General features: G+C 44.8%; 19 protein-coding genes and 1 tRNA gene. 7 read left to right on the top strand and 13 right to left on the bottom strand.

The genetic code is table 11. The features are described from left to right. Window positions 1-15: 15 nt before the first annotated feature. Together HHL16_RS21730 and HHL16_RS21725 are read left to right on the top strand one after the other, a co-directional pair. Window positions 16-2418 (top strand): AAA family ATPase, encoded by a 2403-nt coding sequence (locus HHL16_RS21730; protein ID WP_169427441.1) that lies wholly within the window; start codon window positions 16-18, stop codon window positions 2416-2418. Then, a complete protein-coding gene (locus HHL16_RS21725) occupies window positions 2415-3737 on the top strand; it encodes a hypothetical protein (protein WP_169427440.1) in 1323 nt (440 codons plus the stop codon). Before HHL16_RS21730 ends, HHL16_RS21725 begins: the two co-directional genes overlap by 4 nt. A 249-nt stretch (window positions 3738-3986) precedes the next feature. Here the strand turns inward: HHL16_RS21725 and HHL16_RS21720 are convergent, their stop codons facing one another. The 7 genes from HHL16_RS21720 to HHL16_RS21690 all read right to left on the bottom strand — a co-directional run bounded on the left by HHL16_RS21720 (window position 3987) and on the right by HHL16_RS21690 (window position 8754). After that, complete coding sequence (locus HHL16_RS21720; protein ID WP_169427439.1) at window positions 3987-5237, bottom strand: site-specific integrase; 1251 nt, start codon at window positions 5235-5237, stop codon at window positions 3987-3989. 248 nt (window positions 5238-5485) lie between these two features. Continuing rightward, window positions 5486-5570: transfer RNA gene (locus HHL16_RS21715), tRNA-Ser, on the bottom strand. A gap of 272 nt (window positions 5571-5842) precedes the next feature. Continuing rightward, on the bottom strand, window positions 5843-6361 hold the full coding sequence (locus HHL16_RS21710) for a GNAT family N-acetyltransferase (protein WP_169427438.1): 519 nt from the start codon (window positions 6359-6361) through the stop codon (window positions 5843-5845). Window positions 6362-6494: 133 nt separating this feature from the next. Next, complete coding sequence (locus HHL16_RS21705; RefSeq protein ID WP_169427437.1) at window positions 6495-7301, bottom strand: TerC family protein; 807 nt, start codon at window positions 7299-7301, stop codon at window positions 6495-6497. 4 nt (window positions 7302-7305) lie between these two features. Next, window positions 7306-7974, bottom strand: coding sequence for a VTT domain-containing protein (locus HHL16_RS21700; protein ID WP_169427436.1), 669 nt, complete (start codon window positions 7972-7974; stop codon window positions 7306-7308). Between the two features lie 41 nt (window positions 7975-8015). Beyond that, the gene (locus HHL16_RS21695; protein WP_169427435.1) at window positions 8016-8306 is read right to left on the bottom strand and encodes a zf-TFIIB domain-containing protein; all 291 of its coding nucleotides are present in this window, start codon (window positions 8304-8306) and stop codon (window positions 8016-8018) included. Window positions 8307-8415: 109 nt separating this feature from the next. Further along, complete coding sequence (locus HHL16_RS21690; RefSeq protein ID WP_169427434.1) at window positions 8416-8754, bottom strand: hypothetical protein; 339 nt, start codon at window positions 8752-8754, stop codon at window positions 8416-8418. Window positions 8755-8928: 174 nt separating this feature from the next. Between HHL16_RS21690 and HHL16_RS21685 the strand changes: the two genes are divergently transcribed. Next, on the top strand, window positions 8929-9438 hold the full coding sequence (locus HHL16_RS21685; RefSeq protein WP_169427433.1) for an O-acetyl-ADP-ribose deacetylase: 510 nt from the start codon (window positions 8929-8931) through the stop codon (window positions 9436-9438). Here the strand turns inward: HHL16_RS21685 and HHL16_RS21680 are convergent. From HHL16_RS21680 to HHL16_RS21665, 4 genes are all read right to left on the bottom strand, one after another. Further along, on the bottom strand, window positions 9435-9953 hold the full coding sequence (locus HHL16_RS21680) for a hypothetical protein (protein WP_169427432.1): 519 nt from the start codon (window positions 9951-9953) through the stop codon (window positions 9435-9437). The genes HHL16_RS21685 and HHL16_RS21680 overlap by 4 nt on opposite strands. Before the next feature lie 85 nt (window positions 9954-10038). After that, the gene (locus HHL16_RS21675; protein ID WP_169427431.1) at window positions 10039-10203 is read right to left on the bottom strand and encodes a hypothetical protein; all 165 of its coding nucleotides are present in this window, start codon (window positions 10201-10203) and stop codon (window positions 10039-10041) included. A gap of 46 nt (window positions 10204-10249) precedes the next feature. Next, window positions 10250-10828 (bottom strand): hypothetical protein, encoded by a 579-nt coding sequence (locus tag HHL16_RS21670; protein WP_169427430.1) that lies wholly within the window; start codon window positions 10826-10828, stop codon window positions 10250-10252. 147 nt (window positions 10829-10975) lie between these two features. Then, a complete protein-coding gene (locus tag HHL16_RS21665) occupies window positions 10976-11818 on the bottom strand; it encodes a hypothetical protein (protein ID WP_169427429.1) in 843 nt (280 codons plus the stop codon). Between the two features lie 731 nt (window positions 11819-12549). Here HHL16_RS21665 and HHL16_RS21660 point away from each other — a divergent pair. Continuing rightward, on the top strand, window positions 12550-14403 hold the full coding sequence (locus HHL16_RS21660) for a response regulator (protein ID WP_169427428.1): 1854 nt from the start codon (window positions 12550-12552) through the stop codon (window positions 14401-14403). Here HHL16_RS21660 and HHL16_RS21655 read toward each other — a convergent pair. Then, window positions 14396-15523, bottom strand: a complete 1128-nt coding sequence (locus HHL16_RS21655; protein WP_169427427.1) for a terpene synthase family protein — start codon at window positions 15521-15523, stop codon at window positions 14396-14398. The genes HHL16_RS21660 and HHL16_RS21655 overlap by 8 nt on opposite strands. Window positions 15524-15907: 384 nt before the next feature. Here HHL16_RS21655 and HHL16_RS21650 point away from each other — a divergent pair, with 384 nt between their 5' ends. Together HHL16_RS21650 and HHL16_RS21645 are read left to right on the top strand one after the other, a co-directional pair. After that, on the top strand, window positions 15908-17449 hold the full coding sequence (locus tag HHL16_RS21650) for a carboxypeptidase (RefSeq protein WP_169427426.1): 1542 nt from the start codon (window positions 15908-15910) through the stop codon (window positions 17447-17449). 178 nt (window positions 17450-17627) lie between these two features. After that, a complete protein-coding gene (locus tag HHL16_RS21645; RefSeq protein WP_169427425.1) occupies window positions 17628-18305 on the top strand; it encodes a hypothetical protein in 678 nt (225 codons plus the stop codon). A gap of 24 nt (window positions 18306-18329) precedes the next feature. Here HHL16_RS21645 and HHL16_RS21640 read toward each other — a convergent pair whose 3' ends face one another. Continuing rightward, entirely contained in the window at window positions 18330-19031 is a 702-nt protein-coding gene (locus tag HHL16_RS21640; protein WP_169427424.1) for a response regulator transcription factor, read from the bottom strand. Window positions 19032-19310: 279 nt separating this feature from the next. Between HHL16_RS21640 and HHL16_RS21635 the strand changes: the two genes are divergently transcribed. Continuing rightward, entirely contained in the window at window positions 19311-20432 is a 1122-nt protein-coding gene (locus HHL16_RS21635) for a DNA alkylation repair protein (protein ID WP_169427423.1), read from the top strand. Window positions 20433-20817: the final 385 nt, after the last annotated feature.

The following is a 20817-nucleotide window of genomic DNA, read 5'->3' as shown; positions in this document are numbered from 1 at the left end:
CTACCGTAGTCTTTTATGAGCATTGATAAAATCACAAAGCAACATGTTTTAGATGCGGTTGATAAGATCGAACGGGAAGGTATTGAACTGAAGCGATCGAGAGATTATGATGTTGTTATCGACGGGAAGGCGTATCCTCCCAAAGAGATAATGCGGTATGCCAACCTGCTTGCCAATGGTACAAAGGATTGGCTATACAGTGGTGGCGAACCCACAAACAAGTATCTAAGGAAGTTTGAGTTTGAAATTGTTCCCAAAGGAGAAGAACCTGAAATACCGGCCACCAAAGAAGGGTTTGTTCAGATCCTTGGTACTATTGTTAACCTCACTGGTAATGTTTGCAAGCTGGGCTGTAATTGGGGGAAAGGTGCTCCGAGTTTTTACGAGTTCATCAAAAAGCACTCAATGGTTATTGGAGTAAATGATAGAATGTACTCCATTGGCGATTTGGTGATCATTACAGAGGGGCAAACGGTTTTATCAATCGGCAAAGTTCTTGAAGCACCGTCACCATCTGTTAATTTCCCGGAGTATGAAGCCGATTTCGACAACCACAAAATTGAATATGATAGCAATGTAAATATCTCCAAAGTTGAATGGTATGAATTGTCAGAAGACGAAGTATTTACTTATCCATTACAACAAGGAATATGCAGGGTACATGCTCCCTACAAAAATATTGTTTTAGGTATTTGGCATGATCGCTTTATCAATTATTGGGTATTCCAATGCAACCCGGCAGAATTTGATTATGCAAAGGCAGTAAAAAGCAATTTGCTACACGATTGGACAGTAGCGGCTCATAAAGATAAAATCAAGACTAACGACAAGGTCATTCTTTGGCTTACCGGCAAAAGAGCAGGTTGTTACGCATTGGCACGTATTACCAACGACCCTGCTGAGACAGGCATATCTCCCGACAACCATCTCTGGAAATCAGAGCCGAAAATATCATTAAAAGCAGGTATTGAATTAACACACAACCTGGTCGATAATCCGTTGCTGTGGCAAAACATTAAATCCACGAAAGGTTTAGAGGAATTGAAAGTTGGCAATCAGGGAACCAACTTTTCAGCAACCAGAAAGCAGTATCACACCCTGTTAAAATTAATTGAAGCAAACACTCAGAATATGGGCAAGAAATTAGACTTGTACATCAATACAATACTGTATGGTCCTCCCGGCACGGGCAAAACATACAAACTCAACCAATACGAAGAAACCTACTTCACCGATAGAGGTGTTACCAACAGTGCAGAAGATGTGCTAAAGGGTAAGGTAAATGCTTATCCCTTTTGGAAAGTATTAGGTGCGGTATTAGGATCAAGGAGTGCTTCTATGTCTGTAAGTGAAATTTTAGAGTCTCCATTGATTAAAGCAAAGATAAATCCTGACGCTAAAACACCAAGAAATACTGTATGGCGTATTCTTCAATCCTACGCCGATAGTGCTTCAACAGATATGGATGTAAAGTATAAGGGTCCTATACAGTTGTTTAAGAAGAGTAATGATAGCAAATGGTCAATTTTAGAAGATAAGAAAGCGGATTTGGCTGACATTATTGATCAGGAATTATTAGACATAGCCGCCAATCCGGTGCAGCAACCAGTACAAAGTTCCACTTTCAAAACCCGGTATAATTTCATTACGTTCCACCAGAAATACAGCTATGAAGATTTTATCGAAGGCATTAAGCCGTTGCTTAGCAGTGAAGATGCAGAGGAACAGTCAGGTGAATTGCAGTTTGAATTAAAGAAAGGTATCTTCTACAATAGCTGTCTGGAAGCATTGCGTTTAGTGGGTTATGATTCATTTGAAGCATGCTATCAGGATTCAGTAGAAAACCGGATTGCAAAGTTTGAAACGGCAAAATCCAATCCATCCATGCAGTTTGCTTTGTTTATTGATGAAATAAACAGGGCGAATATTTCAGCAGTATTTGGCGAACTCATCACCCTGCTTGAAGATGACAAACGTATAGGAGCAGACAATGAAATGTGGTTAGAATTGCCTTATTCAAATGAGAAATTCAGTGTGCCAGGGAATTTGTATGTTATTGGCACAATGAACACAGCCGACCGCTCAATTGCTTTATTGGATATTGCTTTGAGAAGAAGGTTTGAGTTTAAGTCACTCTACCCTGAATACATAGAATCCGAATGGTGGGCATCACTGCTGGAAGCCTTGAATCAGGCTATTTATAATTGGAAGAAGAACCCTGATTTTTTTATTGGCCATGCCTTTTTTATAAACAAACCAGAGGCAGACAGAGCCAGGATATTGAACACAAAGATTATACCCCTGCTTTATGAATACTGTCAAAGTAATGCGGCTACAGTGAAAAACATTTTAAGTGAGGCAGGTGTAGCTTTAAAATCAACAGGCATCAAAGAAAATTTTCAAATTATTGCTGAGTGAGGTTATTCGAGTGGCATAGCGTTTCTTTTGCCGGTCATCAATCAAAGCTGCCGGGATTTGTCAATTACCTTTCTGGTGTTTGGCAAAACAGGAATCGGTATGTCGAATCAACGGAAGAACTAACAGAAGAAGAACAGCAGGAGGAGAAAATACAAAGGCAGCGTTTTTTTGATTTCACGATAGATGGTAAAATCTCTGCAAGAAACTATGTGGGCGTAGTACAATATGATGGAATCCGTGTTGAAGTGTACCCCAAAATATTTGCAGATGATGAAGCAGAAAATACAAAGCAGTGGCAACTTAACATGTTGTATTGGCTTTCTTATTGCCGGAAGGTGAAGTTTCCTTTTTCATTTGCCGATGTTTCTAAGCTGCAATTCGATGACTTTCTGGAACTGCTCATTTACATTTTTGCCAATTTTACCGAAGACGTTATTTCCAATCAGCCTTTTCAGGCATACCAAACGGTAGGTGAAGAAACCCCGTTTTTAAAAGGGCGTATTTCATTTGAGGAGTACACCAAAAGCAACCTTACAACCGGCAAATGGCAGAATTTCTTTTGCAACCATGAACCGTTTGTTTACGATAATCTTTTTAATCGGATAGTAAAGTACGTTACAAAGCGATTGCTTGCTGTCAGCGAAAACTATCTGAATCAGGAACGGTTAAACGAGATTCTTTTTATCCTAAATGACGTTTCGGATATTCCTTGCTCGGCAAATGATTGTGATAAAGTCAAACTGAATCCTTTATTTGCCGAACATAAACACATACTGGATCTGTGCAGGTTGTACCTGTCCAATCAGGTAATTGATTTAGAAGATGAGGATAGTAACAACTTCTGCTTTTTGCTGCCAATGGAGTACATTTTTGAGGATTTTATTTTTGGCTTTGTTTCAGATAAGTGGCCAACATCAAACATCAGAAGTCAGAGTACCGATTATCTTGCTCTTAGCAAAGGTTCTTCTGTTTTTCAAATTCGTAATGACATCTACATTCCCGATAAGCTGATAATTGACACCAAGTACAAAATCCGTTCAACTAATGATGGCCTGAAGGCTGGTGTAGCTCAGTCTGACCTTTATCAGATGATTAGTTATGCTTTAAGACGCAATTGCAGTAATGTGCTTTTACTGTATCCGGCAACGGTAAATTCATCCGCTGTTGATGCGACATTTTCTATTCCTTCGGCTATGCTCTCCGGGGATATAATCATTGATGTGAGAAATTTAAACATCGTTTTCAATAATTTGCAAAATGCAGATATGACGATGAAATCAAGAATAGAAACTTTAAACCCATTATTTCATAAAGCGTAATACACTGTGCAGAATCTGTTGTTCAACATATTGAGTTTTGACTGGTACAAAGACAAGAAAACCGTTTATTTCGGCTTGTCTGAAGCACCACGTACAAAAAGAATATTTAAAGCAGCCTTCCCGGAGCAGTTGAAAGAAGTATTTCCTGAGATTAAAGCAGGAACAGTTAAATTTTGTTTATACAAGTTTTGGGGGTTGCCAAGACAGTCTTCACATTTAATGCCGGAAATGCCTTTTTTGTCAAGAATATTATCCAGCCGTTTTGGGCTTCAAACTTCCGTTACCTTTACCGCCAAACTTCTCCCTCAAAACTTTCATATCATCACTTACCTTCTTGTCCAGGATTTTCGCATAATGCTGCGTCGTTTTCAGATTTTTATGCCCCAACATCTTACTCACCGATTCCATCGGCACGCCATTACTGAGCGTAACGGTAGTAGCGAAAGTATGCCGGGCAATATGAAAAGTAAGGTTCTTATGAATTTTGCATACATCGGCAATTTCCTTCAGGTAGGCATTCATTTTCTGATTACTCAACACTGGTAGGGCTTTGCCCGAACTCACACAAAGAGGGTAGTCCTTATATCTGTCCAATATTTCTACGGCTGTAGGCAAAAGAGGAATACGGGAGGCAGTCTCCGTTTTCTGCCGACTCGTAAAGATCCAGTAGTCGCCATCGATCCCAAGGGCCACCTCAGACCGCTTCAATTTCTGCACATCTGCATAAGCCAGGCCGGTAAAGCAGCTAAACACAAAAATGTCGCGGACATGATTTAGTCGATCAGTACCAAAATCCCTTGAAACAATAGTTTGTAATTCTTCTTCCGTCAGAAAGTCCCTTTCCACTTCGTGTTTGGTCATCTTAAAACCCACGAATGGATCTTTCTGCAGCCAGCCCTTGCGAATACAGATATTGATGATCTTCCGGAAATTGCTGATATACTTGATCGCGGTATTGTGATTGTAGTTCCTTTGGGTTTTCAGCCAAAACTCATAATCGGATACAAATTCATAATTCAGGCGTTTGATATCAATATCATTGATCCCATACTTCCATTGCAAAAATGCTTTTGTGTGATCTCTTGAGGTATTATATCGTTCCAGGGTAGCGGCGGAAAACTCTTTCCCAATCAAAGCCGCCAGTTGATCGTTGTGGTGCTGGAAAATTTCAATCAACATCCGGGGCCGTTCCTGGTTGCCCATCCATTTTTCCCGGAATGTTTCAAAAGTAATTTCCAGCCCATCCTGCACCATTTCCCGCTCCAGCTTCAATACTTTCCCGGTAAGGGTGTCGAGGTAGGTATTGAGCTGCCGCGCCTCCACGCTGTTACCCCGCGCGCGGCCCGCCGCCGCACTCCAACGCGCGACCTCGATATACCGTTGAATGCTGTGTTCAAGACGTTGCCCATTAATTGTAATGCGGGCATAGATTGGAGTCAAATTCCCTTTGGTCATTTTAGACTTGCGGGCATAAAAAAGAATACTGATCCGGTGTTCCATCTTTCACCTCCTTTTTTGTGTTTTACGAATGATTAAAATCCGTCACTAAAAGTTCTATCGCTTCAAACCCTCACCAGTAGGGCGTTTCCGGAAAATTCGGTGCACCGAAATTAAGTAAGATCCAGGTGCACCGAATTTCCACCTTTCAGGTTGATTTCGTTTGATGCGATTTGAGGTGGAAAAATCAAAAAGGGCCCACAAAACCAGCGTTTTATGAGCCCTTTAATACGATTTGATAAGTTATCCAGCGGAGAGAGAGGGATTCGAACCCCCGGACCTGTAACAGTCAACGGTTTTCAAGACCGCCGCATTCGACCGCTCTGCCATCTCTCCGGGGCAAATGTAAGTCTGCGTTTGAAATTGACAAAATCTCCTGCAATTATTTTGAAAAAAAAATCTTCGTTAGTGAAAGATACCGAGGCAGTTAAGAATTTTACGATCTTCCGGAACACAGTACAGTACTGCATTTCAGCCAACACTAAAATTCCTGAATGAAGAGAAAAATATTTTTTAAAAATTTCTTTTCGCAAATTCAAAAAATTACCATTCACCCCAAAACCAGCCCCAAACTGATTTACAGGCTACCGGATTTTTATCTTTTCATCCTATCCGCGATAGCCCGGATTGATCCAAACCATCTGAAGCGGCGTTTCAAACCGGCCATTTCCTGCAAAAATCTTTCGTTCGTGCACGCCTTCCGTTTCGAAACCAAGGCTGGTATAAAACTGTACGTTCTTTGTGTTGTGTCTCCTAACGTAGAGTTCTACCCGCAGAATATGCGGATAATCTTTCTCCACCCGTGCTAAAAACGCATTGAACAATTTCCTCCCAATGCCCTTCCCCTGATGTTCAGGATGCACCATTATGGTGAGATCGGTGAGCAAATGACTGAATGCATAGATGGGTGGCGTATGCGCGTGTATGTCGCCTACCAGCTCCTCTCCTTCCATGGCCACCAGCATCAATCCATGCGATACAGACTCGCTGGTGAACTCTTCGATATAGGCAGGTGTAACTTCTGCAGGCTGACGGATCAATCCGCCGGGAATGGCCGCCACAGCCTGATACAGCCGCAATAACTGATCGCGCTGATGCAGTCCTCCTTCAACTATTTGTAATTCCATACCAGAAATTTACGTCAGGTTTTACGCAAATAAAAGCGCTGCTGCAAGATTGCCGTACACGGCCCCGCACTGCCGCACAGCGCAAAAAAATCCCGGTTCGCCTGAACCGGGATTGCTATGATAAATCAGGTGATTACTTTTTCTCCTGCTGGCTGATCACTTCTTCTCCATCGTTCAGTTCGATATTTTTCTGTCTTCCTCTCAGCTTGATATTGAGCAACTCAACACCCAGCGAGAATGCCAGACAGGAGTAGATGATGCTCTTGGCCACTTCCTGGTGGAAGCCACTGGCTACCAGCACCACACCGATCACTACAAGGAAACTCAATGCCAGCATCTGCAAGGTAGGCTGCTTGTTGATGATACGGGTAACCGGACCAGCGAACAACATCATTACACCAATCGATACTATCACGGCGATGATCATGATGATCACATTCTCTACCAGCCCCACTGCCGTGAGGATAGAATCGAAGGAGAACACGGCATCCACCAATATTATTTGTCCCAGTACAGCCGCAACGGACATCGAGGCTTTCTTCGATCCTTTCTTTGTCTCTTCTTCTTTTTTTACCAGCTTATGGTGAATTTCCAGTGTGCTCTTAACGATGAGGAAGATACCGCCTGCGATCAGAATAAGGTCTTTCCAGCTCAGTCCGATCGGTGCATCGGTGATGCCTTTCACATGCGGGAGGGTGAATACTGCTTCCTTGAGGCCGATGATCCAGTTGATGCAAAGCAGCAGCAGTACCCTGAAAACCATGGCCAGCAGCAGACCTGTGTTGCGGGCCTTGCGCTGTTGTGCTTCGGGCAGTTTGCCTGCCACGATGGAGATGAAAATGATATTGTCGATCCCCAATACAATTTCGAGAAAACAGAGGGTCAGCAAGCTGATCCATATCGCCGGATCTGCAAAATCCGGCATCAGAAATTCGGTCATTTTGTTATGAGTTTATTTGATCGGCCGGGAGGGGAGCTTTCTTTTTTCTTCCTGCGATCATTTTGATCAGTACGGGCGCAGTGGTTACCACAACGATTCCGATGATGATCATATCGAGATTGTTCTTCACTACTTCGTAATTGCCGAGCAGGAAACCTGCTGTTACGATGCTCCCGGCCCATGCAACGGCGCCGAGGATATTGTAGATAGTGAATTTGCGGCGATCCATACTAACCATGCCTGCCACTATGGGAGCAAAGGTACGTACAACCGGCAGGAAGCGTGCGATCATGATAGCGCCTCCACCCTTCTTTTCGTAAAAATCTTTGGCCTGTATAAGGTACTTCTTTTTGAAGAGCCAGCTGTCTTTCCGTTTCATCAATATTTCACCGGAACGCTTTCCGAACCAGTAACCCAGGTAATTTCCGATGATGGCTGCTGCCGATATCAGTGTTACCCAATAGAGCAGGCTCAGTACCGGTGCAGTACCGGGAACGGCTGCCTGGGCAATGATCATCCCCGCAATGAAAAGAATGGAGTCACCGGGGAGAAAGAAACCTGCAAACAAACCTGTTTCTGCAAACACAATGAACACTACAATGTACAGGCCACCGTGTGCCATGATCCAATTTGCGTTGGTGAGATTGTGAAACAGTTCCAACAATGCCGACATACTACTTACGATTTAGTTATTCCAATTGGTTTTGTTAAGGCCTAATCAAAATCAAACAGATCGCCCAAAAATCCTTTCTTCTTATGCTTGTGATAGTTGGGATCTTGCTTGTATTGATCGTATTTGTAATGCTCTTTTTTATGATCAGGATAATGATGTTGCCCATTCTGACCTGGCTGCTGTACCTGTTTCTGTTGCTGCTCTGCGTATTCGAGCATTTTATCCAGCTCTCCTTTATCGAGCCAGATGCCGCGACAGGCGGGACAATAATCGATCTCGATTTTGTTCCGTTCGGTCATGAGCAGGGTCTCATTGCAATTCGGACATTTCATAGTTTTCAAATTTGAGGGTATACAATGGCTGTGGAAAGTGCACAGCAAAAGCGTTTCGCGGCCTCCGCAACGGAGGTAGTGAACGGAGGTTTCCGTATGAAGTGAGAGATCAGAACAATGTATACCGGAAGAGGAAGATGTAGTAAGCAGGCCTTTTTACCGTATCAAAACCTGCGATGGGATGTAAAACAGCAGCTGAGCGGCTCTCCGATCTGTCGGCATACATGGCATTGAGCGTAAGTTTCTTTACGCATTTCACCTTGGTTTGCTTTCTTACAGAGAGATGAAGATCGCCGTTGGGATCGCCTGCATCCTGCCAAGCTGCAAAGCGCTCAGCGCCGGTGGCTGAAGGAAGAAGCCATCCGGGCAGGCTGTTTTTTGCCTTTTGGGCCGATGTATGAGCAGACGAGAAACTGCAAAGCAGAATAAGCACCAGCCCCGCTATCACAACCAGGGGTCCAGAGCTATTTTGCGCGCCAATTCTGTATGAAATTGAATGCTTGTCTGTTTTCATAATTCACCGGTCCGCGAAAATATAGAAAAAATGTTGTTCAAACTGTTAAAGCGTGAAATGTGAAAGCGGCTGGGTTTGATTAGATTTGCCCTTCTATAACAATTCAGCATGGTCGAACTGATCCAGGGAGATATCACTAAACTTGATACCGACGCTATCGTGAATGCCGCCAACACTTCCCTGCTGGGCGGTGGCGGTGTGGATGGAGCCATTCACCGAGCCGGCGGACCGGCCATTCTCGAAGCCTGTGTGCAGATCAGAAACAGACAGGGAGGATGCAAAACCGGAGAAGCGGTACTCACCACCGGAGGCAGACTGCCTGCGAGGTTTGTGATACATACTGTTGGACCGGTATGGAACGGAGGTAACAGTAATGAAGAAACGCTGCTGGCATTATGCTATGAGAACAGTTTGAAATTGGCGGAGGAGAACGGACTGCAGTCGATTGCTTTCCCGAATATCAGTACCGGCATTTATCATTTTCCGAAACAGCTCGCAGCAGAAATTGCAGTGCGTACAGTGAAAGCATATCTGCAAAAGACAACTTCAATCAAACGTGTAGTGTTCGTTTGTTTCGATAAGGAGAATTATGATTTGTACAAAGCATTACTCGATTAATCGCCCGAAGGAATCTCAACCGGTACCTCATCCGGTAACGCAGCAGTATGAAACATCTCATTGAAGAAATAAATCGTCAGCGCTACAGTACAAAGCAGCAGCACAGTGTACAGCGCCACCAGCCAGAAACTTTCTTTCTGCAACTCCACAGATCTTAATGGATTCTTTCTGTTCACGAGTATCACCATTTTGGCCGGAGGAGGATCTCCATAAAAGTTGAAAGGAATATTATACAACTGCTGATCGATGGGCGATTGGAAAGCCACTCTAAGGCGATAGTGTGTTTTGTCCGGCACAGGCGAAAACTCTCGTTCAATACTTTTTACTATTGTGCCTTCTGCATGTACGCCAAATTTCTGGTTAATGAGATGGATGATTCCTTCGATCCATATCTTCAAAAGAAAAACAATTGCAGCCGTACAAATAGCTACCGGAAACGTTGCGATAAACTCCCCGATAATATAGAGCAGGATGATCCCGATAATGCAAAGGGTCTCCCTGATATTCTTTTTCATAAATCCTTTCAATTGTAGTTGAATGGCAGGCATAAAAAAAGCCCGCTTTGATTGCGGGCTGATCAAATATATTAGGACAATTTCATTATGCTTCTTTCAACAGCTTCATAAACAAAGCGGCCTGTTCCTTGGTTTTGATCACCTGATGCAGTGACGAATTGGCCATTGCTGGCTTTGGCTCAGACTTTTTACCCTCTTGTTTTGCTTTGCGGGTAAGTGCGGCTACCTTACGGGCTATTGTTTGTTTCATACCAAAAAAATTCACGGGTTCAAGTCAAATGTACGGTTTTTTTTAATTAATGTGTCTTTTCACCCCTTTGCCTGAGGTTAAAGATGAAATAGTTGTACATATGGTCCTGAGATACTGAGCTTCCTTTCTCTATGCGGAAGGGATATGGCATAATATCCTCAAAATCAAAGGGGTTATCGTATTGCGTTTTGCCAAATCGGGTTATGCGGACGAAGTATTTTACCCCGAACATCCTGAAATATTTGTCGAGATAGTTAAAATTTCGTTGCAGGGCCCTGTAATAGAAATAGGCGCGGGCATTGTCTGAGCCGTCGATCCCCAGATAATGGTCGGGATTGTTCTTCAGATACACGTATGCCGTAAGCAGTATGGTTGAGAAAACCTTTGAATAATCGTCGTGAGTAAGCTCCGCTTTGTCGTTGATCTTTCCTTTTGCATTCAGTGGCCCGAAACTCAGGTTGTATACATTCGGAAGCAGTGCATGACTTTGGTTGCTGATCTTTACGCTAAGGCTCACTTCCCTTCCACTCTCCAGTTTCGATTTGAAATAACTGTAGCGAAGGTCTTCGGATATAGGTTCGATCTCATAAACATCATCAAAATCGATCTTCGGTGAAACAGCCATCAGTTGATGCTTTTTCGTAAAGTAAACAAAATCGGCGGACCTATCCAATTATGTGAGTAAACTCGCGATGAGCATGCTTAATGCAAACAGTGTAACACCTGTATATAGTACATCTTTTTCTTTGATGAAAGCGATCGCAGAAGCAAATCACTTCATTTGTACATGCAGGTGATCGTCGTGACGGATGGCTGCACATCCATGGAAGCGAACTTTCTTGCTGGTAATGCCGAGCCTTGCTTTGAGATGAGGTTCTATGAAGATGGTAGCGATGGCATCCTGCTTTGCAAAAGCCATTATCAGGGCTTTTGTTCTTACACTGTCGAAGATGTAATTCTTTTTGTTCCCTTTCGGAACGAGACTGTCGAGCACATTGTACTGCCATTGTTTTTTCGATGCGCAGAGCAAAGGCATATTCACTTCTCCTTTTCGCGGTCCTTCGCTGATGCCGTATCCGATGGGTGATGGCGCGTCTGTAACGGGTTGTTCGAGCCGCGCATCGAGATAGAAGAATGCGAGATCCAGTTTCTTTCCGTCGTCGTGACTGCGATGTGGAGGCAATGGGAAACCGTCGAAGAACGGAAAACCTGCGTCGAGATAACAGATGGTGGCATTATGATATTGCTGACGAAGTGTTGCTCCTGCGCTGATCAAAGTTTCTTTCAGTTCGGGACGTACATAATTCCGGTTGCATAATCCGAATGCAAAATTCAAAGGGCGTACCGGTCCACCTGTAAATACCGGCAACTGCACTCTGCCGAAAGGTTTGGCTGCAATGGGTACCACCCAGATGGAAATGCAGCAATACATTATGAGAAATAAAACGGTTTTCAGCAATGCGCGCATCCACCATTGTTCAGTTTTGTTATTGATGAGGGGATGAGCCAGAAAGCAGAGCAGGTAAATAACTCCTCCCACTTGAGTAAGGGCCGTGAGAAAAACAAAAACAATCACTATCCAGATGATCCGGAGGGTCAGCAGAAAATAATTCATCGTCAGGGGTTCGCAAAGATTTTCAAAATCTGTTCAATCCAATTGCCGTTCAAAGATAAATGTATATCCGGTTAGCGAAGGATATCTTCATCGGCAGGAAAAACATTCGCGCTCCCTCCTACCCGTGATGCCTGGTTGCATAGTTGCGTGCCCGTTTCCGCAGAGCGGGAAGGAAGAATTTACCGGGTAGAAATACCCGTTCTGAAAAAAAATTTCAGTAAGCCGCCAAGCTGTTCCGGAGGATGCAGAACAGTTTCAGCGGTGTCGCCGCTAATTATTGGCAACTAATTTTGCGACGCCTGCCTCTTCTTATCGACTCAATCAATAACTAAATGAAAATGATTGCAATGGAACAAATCTATTTCTCTGCAAACAGTGATCCGGCCATCATTTCAGGCTGTAAGCCGGTGTTGATGCAAGAGCAATCCGAGGCTATTCCGTACAATAATTCAAACCTGTTTTGTTTAATCCACTGAAACGGGAAGCAGAAGTTTTTAAACCGAATGGTATAAAACCCATGTAAGCAGTTACTCTTATCTGATGCTAAGAAAAAATATGGAAGAATTGTCTATATTTGACTACGTTCACAGCAGTAAATACCGTTATGCCTTGCAACAGGAACACGCAGGTATATCCTCTATAGCATGGTTAGCTCTGATAGATGCAATTGAAAGATGATGTTCGTACCCACGGCATCTGTTATTTATTAATCATCCATCAAAATTAACGGTATGCTTACAACTGTCATTAACCCGGTAATCCGCTTATGGGAGCGAATCGCAACCTCCTGTACTAATGTAGCAGGTTTTGTAAGGCAGTGGTGGCAGAACAAGATCACCAAAGGCAGCGAAATTCTTCCCGACGAGGAAGACAAAGAGCGGTTCAAAAAGATCAATCAATTCGGTCTTCTCCTCACCTGGGTGCTGGTTCCATTTACATTTGTATTTCATCTCTGGGCATTGCCCGTTGCCGATTGGCGCATCACCATCGCCATTGCGCTGTATGCTGCATTGAATTATTTCGCCACACAACTCAACAGAAGATGGCATAAGCAAAACCTCGCCGCCTTCACCATCTTTGCCACTACCTGCGCGGCCGTAGCTTATTTCGGCGCCATGATGGGCAAAGTGCTTCAGTTGCAATTCATGGTATTCTTTATGCTGGCCATTGCATTTCAGTTGTTCCGCAAGCCGGGCAACAGAGCGCTTGCATTTGCAACAGCTATCGGCGTACTGATATTTGTACAATGCGTGTATAATTACGGAAAACCTCTTGTTTTTCTCGATCCTATCAAACACGCAGATTATATCCGCACTATTCAGCTGCTGGCTATGATCAGTGTTCTGGTGATCGTACTGCTCACTTCAGCAGGTTTTGTACTTCGGCAGGACAAAAGCTATCAACTCGAAAAATCGAACCGCTATATCAAGAACTATATGGCGCACGTAACACACGAAGTGCGTTCCCCCATCAATGCCATTTCACTGCTCTCCAAAAAACTGCATGCAGAGGTCACCAAAAACGAAAACTATAAAAATCTGGAGGGGTATTCGCATATGCTGAATATGGCCAGCATCAATGCACAGCAGGTGATCTCCAACGTACTCACCCTGTCTGAGATTGAAGCGGGCAAGCCAGAACCCAATATCATTTCTACATTCAACGTAAAACAATTCTTTACCAAACTGATCAGTGTAGGAGGCGTACTGGCTCAGAAGAAACAGATCAGTATCGGATTGCTGTTCGATAATATTCCTTCGCTCATTTCTTCCGATCCGCATAAGATCAGTCATATTGTAAACAACCTGCTGTCGAATGCCATCAAGTTCGGCACCAAGAGAAGCAAAGTAACAGTGCTGGTAAGTGTAGACGAATCCAATGGCAGATGGATCATTCAGGTGAAGAATCAGGGCAAGCCTATTCCGCCTGAGAAAAGAGAGACCATCTGGGATCCTTTCATGCGTGGCATGAATGGCACGCTGGTACCGGAAAGCAGCGGCCTCGGTTTATTCATCACCCGTAACAAAGTAGAATCACTCGAAGGCAATATCGGATTCGACTGCACCTTCGATGGGTATACCATTTTCACGGTAACTCTTCCACTCCATCTCGGCAAACTCAAAGAAGTGGATCTGGAACTGCCCGAAGAAGACAATACACCAGCAAGTTTCAACGGAGCCAAAGTGCTGATCGCCGAAGACGATGCACTCAATGCAAGAGCACTTTGCATCAGCCTCGAAGCGCTGGATTGCAAGGCTACCATTGCGGAGAACGGAAAAGAGCTGTTGCTGAAAGCTTCATCCATGAATTACGATCTTATCATAATGGACTATCATATGCCATTGATGAATGGCGAAACAGCCATCCGCCTGCTGAAAAGCGATGCCAGGCTGCGCAGCATTCCGGTGATAGTTACAACCGGAGATGTGTATACAGATTCGCTCGACAAACTGCTGGCTGCCGGCGCCGATGATTATATTCTCAAGCCAATAGAGCAGGGCTCGCTGGCAAAAGTGCTCAGCAGAGCCCTGTCTGCTTCAAACGGGCTGGCCGAAGAAAATGCTGTTAAAGAAAAGATCAGCTGACAACAGCTGCTGTTTCCTGCAGCCTGGTTTCAGTCCAGATGCTTTGCTCGCGTTTATATCTTTTTGTATATACCTGCCACATCCAGGAAGCCTGTACGATCTTCTCCATAGTTCCCATATGGATCCGCAGGGTTTCTGATTCTTCAGATGTAGGCAGGTTTTTTATGCGTTCGTAAATGCGTTCGGTGAGCGAAAGGAAGTCTGTAAGTACATTCTTCACAATGCCTGCCGAAAAGCGGATGATCTCTTCAAAACTCATTTCGGGATTGTTCATTGCCACTGCCATCACCAGATTGGGGTCGGCATTTCTGTCGATCACTTCTTTCTCGAATGAGAAAAGGTCGTTGGTAAGGCAACCGAACAGGGCCACGGCGCGATGTATTCTTCTCAGGTGTGCGTCGAGCTTCATATCGGCCAGCCAGTTCCAATCGAGGAACCGGTTGTCGCTGTACTCTGCCAGTGCAATGATATGCGGCATACCCGAAGTATGATTGCGCATGCTGATATATTCTTCTACCGTTGGCATATAACCGAGCGCAGCAGCCGAGCAATCTTTATGCGTTACTTCGATGTGATACAGGTACAGTTTAAGAAACTCCATAAACCAGGGAAGCGGTGAAATATCCCTGATCTCTTTCAGCATCTCCACATTGGCCAGCTCGATGCCTAATGCAGCGGGGATGGTGGAGAGCTCTTCGTCGAGCGAAGTGATTCGGCCAATCAGTTCCTTCGCTCCCATCTGCTGTTCTTTGGAAAGATACTTGTAGATCTCTCTGCCCATAGTGTCGTTGAGAAAATAATCGGTGGCCAGATTCTTCACCAGCGCAGTTGCACGCTGATAATCGGCATCGGGAAAAAGAAACAGTGCACTGGTAACATAATGCCTTGCATTCGGCAGCCAGATGTTGAATCGCTCGCCGAACTCTTTTACCACATCCACCAGCAACTCCGTTTGTGGGTGAGGGTTATAAGCACGGCAATACTCCATCAAACTAAAATCATCCGGATTGAAAAGTTCTTGAAGGGAGAATGTAGAGGTCTTTACCATTTGGGCATAGTCCTGCTGCACTCTAATCAGGGCAATACGGGTTGCTACCTGAACGGAATGTTCATGTTTCATAAAACAAGGTTTAATGGTTAATAGTATGTATCAGACAGTACAACCGATGCACCGTTTCCGGAGCAGGAATTGCACACATAGCTATTGAAGAAACAAGATCGTTTTAATGGGATGGATTGTAAATATGCAGAGGGGGAGAGTGAGAGGGCTATCTAAACAAATTTCAAAATAAAATTCGAAAAACGTTCAAACATCAGCACATTTAAATTTTTTTCTATGCAGTTGTCTTTTCGTTACAATGAGGTGTCTGCGCGGTTTTCGCGTCGCACATGGCCTGCTCCAACCGCAAATACCTGAAAAAAACCGCTGCCACCGCTTCTTACCGATATTATTCATTATTGAGTAGATTGCTGTTTTCCAGAACCAACCAAACGCACACACTGTATGAAAAAAACTGCTCTGATGGTATTTCTTTGCTGCATGGCAATTGCACAGTCCAATGCACAACCTAAAAACAATCCCCCGAAAGAAACACCGCCCCCTCCCAAAGAAGAGAAGCCGGCCGCAGGCAGCCGCGTACTGAATCCCGATCAGAATGTTGTTACTGAAAATGCTGTAACCATCAAAGGACAAAGAGTTCCATACCGCGCTACTACCGGCACCATTCCTGTATGGGATGAAGATGGTAAAGTGATCGCCGGCGTTTTTTACACTTACTACGAACGCTCCGATGTTAAGGACAAAGCTGCACGCCCGCTCGTGATCAGCTTCAACGGCGGACCCGGCTCCGCTTCGGTATGGATGCATATTGCGTATACTGGTCCACGTTTGCTGAATATCGACGACGAAGGTTATCCCGTTCAGCCATACGGATACAAAGAAAATCCCTACTCCATTCTCGACGTGGCAGACATTGTGTACGTCGATCCGGTGAACACCGGCTTCAGCCGCATCATCGATAAGAATGTTCCTGCTACAAAATTCTTCGGCACCAGGGCCGACATCAAATATCTCGGTGAATGGATCAACACTTTCGTGAACCGCAACAACCGCTGGGCATCTCCCAAATACCTTATCGGCGAAAGTTATGGTACCACAAGAGTTTCGGGCCTCGCACTCGAACTGCAGAACGCACACTGGATGTATCTCAATGGTGTGATACTCGTATCTCCCACTGACCTCGATATCGAAAGGGACGGTCCCGTTAGCGGAGCCAACCGCCTCCCCTACTTCGCTGCCACTGCATGGTTTCATAAAAAACTGGAGTCTTCACTTCAGCAGAAAGACCTCACCAATATGCTGCCCGAAGTAGAAGAGTTTACTGTAAACGAACTGCTTCCTGCACTCGCTAAAGGCGGCTTTCTCGAAGAATCGAAAAAGAAAGCGCTCGCTGCAAAAGTGGCGCGCTACTCCGGAATTTCGGAAGAGGTGGTGTTGCGCAACAATCTCGTTCTGCCCATCGATCTCTTCTGGAAAGAGCTCATGCGCGATAAAGGCTTTACCGTTGGAAGGCTCGACAGCCGTTACCTCGGCGTAGACCGCAGCGATGGCGGCAACTCTCCTGATTTTAATGCAGAGCTTACCAGCTGGCTGCATTCTTTTACGCCTCCCATCAATATGTATCTGCGTGATGAACTGAAATACAAAACCGATCTCAAGTACAATATGTTCGGATCGGTGTATCCGTGGGATCGCACGCAGGACCGCACCGGCGAGAATCTCCGTCAGGCTATGGCACAGAACCCATGGCTGAAAGTGATGATCCAGAGTGGCTATTACGATGGCGCCTGCGATTACTTCAACGCCAAGTACAGCATGTGGAATATCGATCCAAGCGGCAAGCTGAAGAACAGACTGAGCTTTGTGGGTTACCGCAGCGGGCACATGATGTATCTCCGTAAAGCCGATCTCGAAACTTCGAACGAAGATGTTCGCAAATTCATCAAAGCCTCTTTACCACAGGCAGGTCAACCAGCTAAATATTAATCATCTTTTCAATAAATGATTTTTGATCTCTGCCCCGGAAGCAACCGCTTCCGGGGCAGTTTCATTTACGGTAATAAAACTGCAACCAATACCGATCTCATTTTGTTAAGCAACCTATAAATCAGGCGGAGCAACGATAAACAGCCAACGCACTATTTTATCTTTAAAAGAAAAAGCCATGAGATCCTTTTTTACACTATTGCTGATATTTCCTCTGATCAGTGAGGCGCAGAGCAAAAGCCTCGCGCAGTTTGTGACCTGGAAACCCAAAGCCGGAATGGAACAAAAATTTGAGGATGGATATAAACGCCATCTCGGATGGCATGCGGATAACGGCGATACATGGGGATGGTATGGATGGACTTTCATTTCCGGGCCGAGGGCCGGACAATTTATGGATGCTACCATCGATCATGCATGGGCTGATTTTGATCATCCGGTGAACCCATCGGGCGACAGAGAAGACAACGAGAAAAATACCGAACCCTACGCAGATTTTCAAAGCGCCATGAAATGGCAGGCCATACCAGCTGTCAGCTACAACCTTGAAGTTGGGCTGAAAACAAAATACATGAAAATGATAGCTCTTGAAGTGCGGGACGACTATCGCGCACAATGGAGAGTGAGGACATTACGCAACAAATTGCAGGATAAACCCGGTATCAAATACTTCCGCACCTACAAAGCAGTAGATGGAGATAACCTCAACCACTGGTACCTGCTGATCGGTTCAGACAGCTGGGCAGATATGGAGCCTACCTGGAATGCAGGTGAGAGACTGATGGATTCGGCTATATTCAAATCCATCAGTTCGGAAACACTGGTATTCAGATCGGAGCTGAGCCGCTTTCCGTAAACACCTGCTGCTATAAGTTTTAGTTTAGAAATGAGTGGATGCAAGATGCACGCTCATATCAGCCTCCGGTTCATACAGGCGTATGATCTTTTTGGCGATGGCGTACTTGAGCAAACCAACTGTGGATTTCAATCCCAGTTTTTCTTTCATATCCTGCCTGATCTTTTCGATAGATCTTACACTTAAAAAAAGATGATCTGCAATTTCTTTGTTGCTCTTTTCTTCCCAGAGCAATTGCAGCACTTCTCTTTCACGTGCATTGAGCGGGATCTCGGCGCCTGCATTTTTCTTGATGATGTTCTGCTTGCTCCAGTACATCGCTTCGGTGAACAGTTTGCTTCGGTAGATGCGCTGTTCAGACAAAGCGCCGATGGCATGGATCAGCTCTTCGGGTTCATCCGCTTTGGAGAGGATGCCACATACACCTGCATCGAGGAGGCTGCTCAGCAGCTCCATGTCGGTGCACATAGACAAAATAAGAATCTTGATTTCAGGATACTCTGCTTTGATGATTTTCACCGCATCATGCCCGAATAATTTCGGCATGAATATGTCCATCAGCAGTACATGAACATTGGCGTCTTTCAATTTGCTCAGGAGGTCCGCGATGTCGGGAGACTGGATTACCACATTCACATTGGCCTGTGTAGATAAAAAGTTTCTGAGCGTTTTACGGAATAACGTGTGATCATCTACAATAGCCACATTGGTCAGTTTGGATAGCATAAGGTTATAATTGTTAGGTTTTTTCAGCCGTGTTTCACATTTCGGTTATACAACCCAGTGTTGAAACTATCAGTAACTGAGGCAATAAATTTAGTAAAAATTTCTACAGAAAACTTATCATGCAAATCGCATCCGGCGTACTTTACAGCGCTTTGCATTGTAAATAAAGACGTTAGTTCATTTGATTTTTTTCAGGCTTTATTATTTTTTCAAGTCTCACTAAGGGTTAGTGCTTATCCAAATTGTGTATCTTGGAAAAACAACGAAAAATTTTCGGTTATGGCCACCCTCCGCAACAAAAATCAAAAGTCTACCGGAAAAGTGGGCAAAAGCTCCGCCAGATCAGTTTCTTCGCAAAAAAAGACTGCAACTTCTGCTGCAAGAACCAGAAGTGAAAACAAGCAGAAAGCTGCAACAACTTCCAAAAAAGCATCCGGCAACCGGGCTAACGGTTCCGCAACACCCAATTCCGGCACAAAGCCGGCACAGGCTTCGAAGTCTGCTAAGCCGCTTTCTCCTTCACGCAAAGGCATTTCTCCAAAGGTAACAGGCTCTGGTTCAGTGAATACGGCTGTCCATCCCCGTAAAGCAGCCACCAAAGCAGCAGTAAATTCCAAAACATCCCCTTCCCCTAAAGCAAAATCAGCAAAGTCTTCCGCAAAGACCCCAACTGGAGCTTCAGGCAATTTCAGCGCCGCTGAATTTACCCGGAGACTATACCTGCTTCAGTCTGATGAAGAGCTCCGCAAAATTCAACGTTACTTCAAATCGGGCGAAGGTCAGTATGGAGAAGGTGATCAGTTCATCGGGGTTCGTATGGGCCATCTCTTCGATCTGGCAAAGACCTTCATTGCCATGACGCCCGACCAGCTCGAAATACTTATGGACAGCCCCATTCACGAACTGCGGGCCGGCGCCATGAGCATCATGGACAAACAGGGAAGAAACAGGAAAACCAGTCCGGAACAACGCAAAGCTCTTTACGAGCTTTATCTCCGCCGTCACGACCGCATCAATAACTGGGACCTGGTAGACCTTGCCGCTCAATTTGTTGTAGGAGCTTACCTCGATGGTAAACCGAAAGATCCACTGTACCGCCTCGCCAGATCGAAGAATATGTGGGAAAGAAGAACTGCCATCGTTGCCACGGCTTACTTCCTTCGTAAAGGCGATACCACGGAAACTTTCAAAATATCTGAGATGCTGATGCAGGATAAAGAAGACCTGATTCAGAAAGCAGCCGGCGGATGGCTGCGCATGGCGGGTTCTCAGCAACCGAAGCAACTGCTTGCCTTCCTCGACAAATATGCGGCAAAACTTCCCCGGACTTTTTTGCGGTATGCGATCGAACGGTTGAGTCCGGCACAGAAAGCACATTATATGAAACCGGGGAAGAAATAGATTCATAACCAAGGGTATCTGCCCGTGAGGAACGCCAGGTGATCACAGAATCCAAAGGTTTCTTCACCCACCTCCCCGTGGCCGGCAATTCAAATTGCCATTTGCTGTATTCCTGATAGTCACGCTGCAGTTGCTTTCTCAATGCTGCATTGCCGGGGTGCGGATTCTCAAAAACAGCCCGCATAATGATGTCCTTTACATCATCGTACTTCGACTCCAATACATTCCTGGGCTTTATCAGCAAAGTATCCAGTATACGCGTACATTCCTGATCTCTGTATGCCACGAGCGTTTTTAAATAACTCTCCACCTTTACGTAGCCGGTATAATCATTGCCCAATATTTTGTAGATCCTTTTGCTGAATGCTTTCAATACATCGATATA

Origin of the sequence: Pseudoflavitalea sp. G-6-1-2, assembly GCF_012927185.1 — a bacterium.
Classification (GTDB): domain Bacteria; phylum Bacteroidota; class Bacteroidia; order Chitinophagales; family Chitinophagaceae; genus Pseudobacter.
The sequence above is the reverse complement of the archived record's forward strand: the minus strand, read 5'-3'. Positions and strand labels throughout refer to the sequence as shown.

Excerpts from the sequence above, each read along its gene's own strand:
- HHL16_RS21670 (WP_169427430.1), bottom strand. The coding sequence starts at position 10,828 with ATGGCTGTTTCACCGAAGATCGATTTTGATGATGTTTATGAGATCGAA.
- HHL16_RS21730 (WP_169427441.1), top strand. The coding sequence starts at position 16 with ATGAGCATTGATAAAATCACAAAGCAACATGTTTTAGATGCGGTTGAT.
- HHL16_RS21680 (WP_169427432.1), bottom strand. The coding sequence starts at position 9,953 with ATGAAAAAGAATATCAGGGAGACCCTTTGCATTATCGGGATCATCCTG.
- HHL16_RS21720 (WP_169427439.1), bottom strand. The coding sequence starts at position 5,237 with ATGGAACACCGGATCAGTATTCTTTTTTATGCCCGCAAGTCTAAAATG.
- HHL16_RS21700 (WP_169427436.1), bottom strand. The coding sequence starts at position 7,974 with ATGTCGGCATTGTTGGAACTGTTTCACAATCTCACCAACGCAAATTGG.
- HHL16_RS21710 (WP_169427438.1), bottom strand. The coding sequence starts at position 6,361 with ATGGAATTACAAATAGTTGAAGGAGGACTGCATCAGCGCGATCAGTTA.
- HHL16_RS21685 (WP_169427433.1), top strand. The coding sequence starts at position 8,929 with ATGGTCGAACTGATCCAGGGAGATATCACTAAACTTGATACCGACGCT.
- HHL16_RS21655 (WP_169427427.1), bottom strand. The coding sequence starts at position 15,523 with ATGAAACATGAACATTCCGTTCAGGTAGCAACCCGTATTGCCCTGATT.
- HHL16_RS21665 (WP_169427429.1), bottom strand. The coding sequence starts at position 11,818 with ATGAATTATTTTCTGCTGACCCTCCGGATCATCTGGATAGTGATTGTT.
- HHL16_RS21705 (WP_169427437.1), bottom strand. The coding sequence starts at position 7,301 with ATGACCGAATTTCTGATGCCGGATTTTGCAGATCCGGCGATATGGATC.
- HHL16_RS21640 (WP_169427424.1), bottom strand. The coding sequence starts at position 19,031 with ATGCTATCCAAACTGACCAATGTGGCTATTGTAGATGATCACACGTTA.
- HHL16_RS21645 (WP_169427425.1), top strand. The coding sequence starts at position 17,628 with ATGAGATCCTTTTTTACACTATTGCTGATATTTCCTCTGATCAGTGAG.
- HHL16_RS21650 (WP_169427426.1), top strand. The coding sequence starts at position 15,908 with ATGAAAAAAACTGCTCTGATGGTATTTCTTTGCTGCATGGCAATTGCA.
- HHL16_RS21660 (WP_169427428.1), top strand. The coding sequence starts at position 12,550 with ATGCTTACAACTGTCATTAACCCGGTAATCCGCTTATGGGAGCGAATC.
- HHL16_RS21695 (WP_169427435.1), bottom strand. The coding sequence starts at position 8,306 with ATGAAATGTCCGAATTGCAATGAGACCCTGCTCATGACCGAACGGAAC.
- HHL16_RS21635 (WP_169427423.1), top strand. The coding sequence starts at position 19,311 with ATGGCCACCCTCCGCAACAAAAATCAAAAGTCTACCGGAAAAGTGGGC.
- HHL16_RS21675 (WP_169427431.1), bottom strand. The coding sequence starts at position 10,203 with ATGAAACAAACAATAGCCCGTAAGGTAGCCGCACTTACCCGCAAAGCA.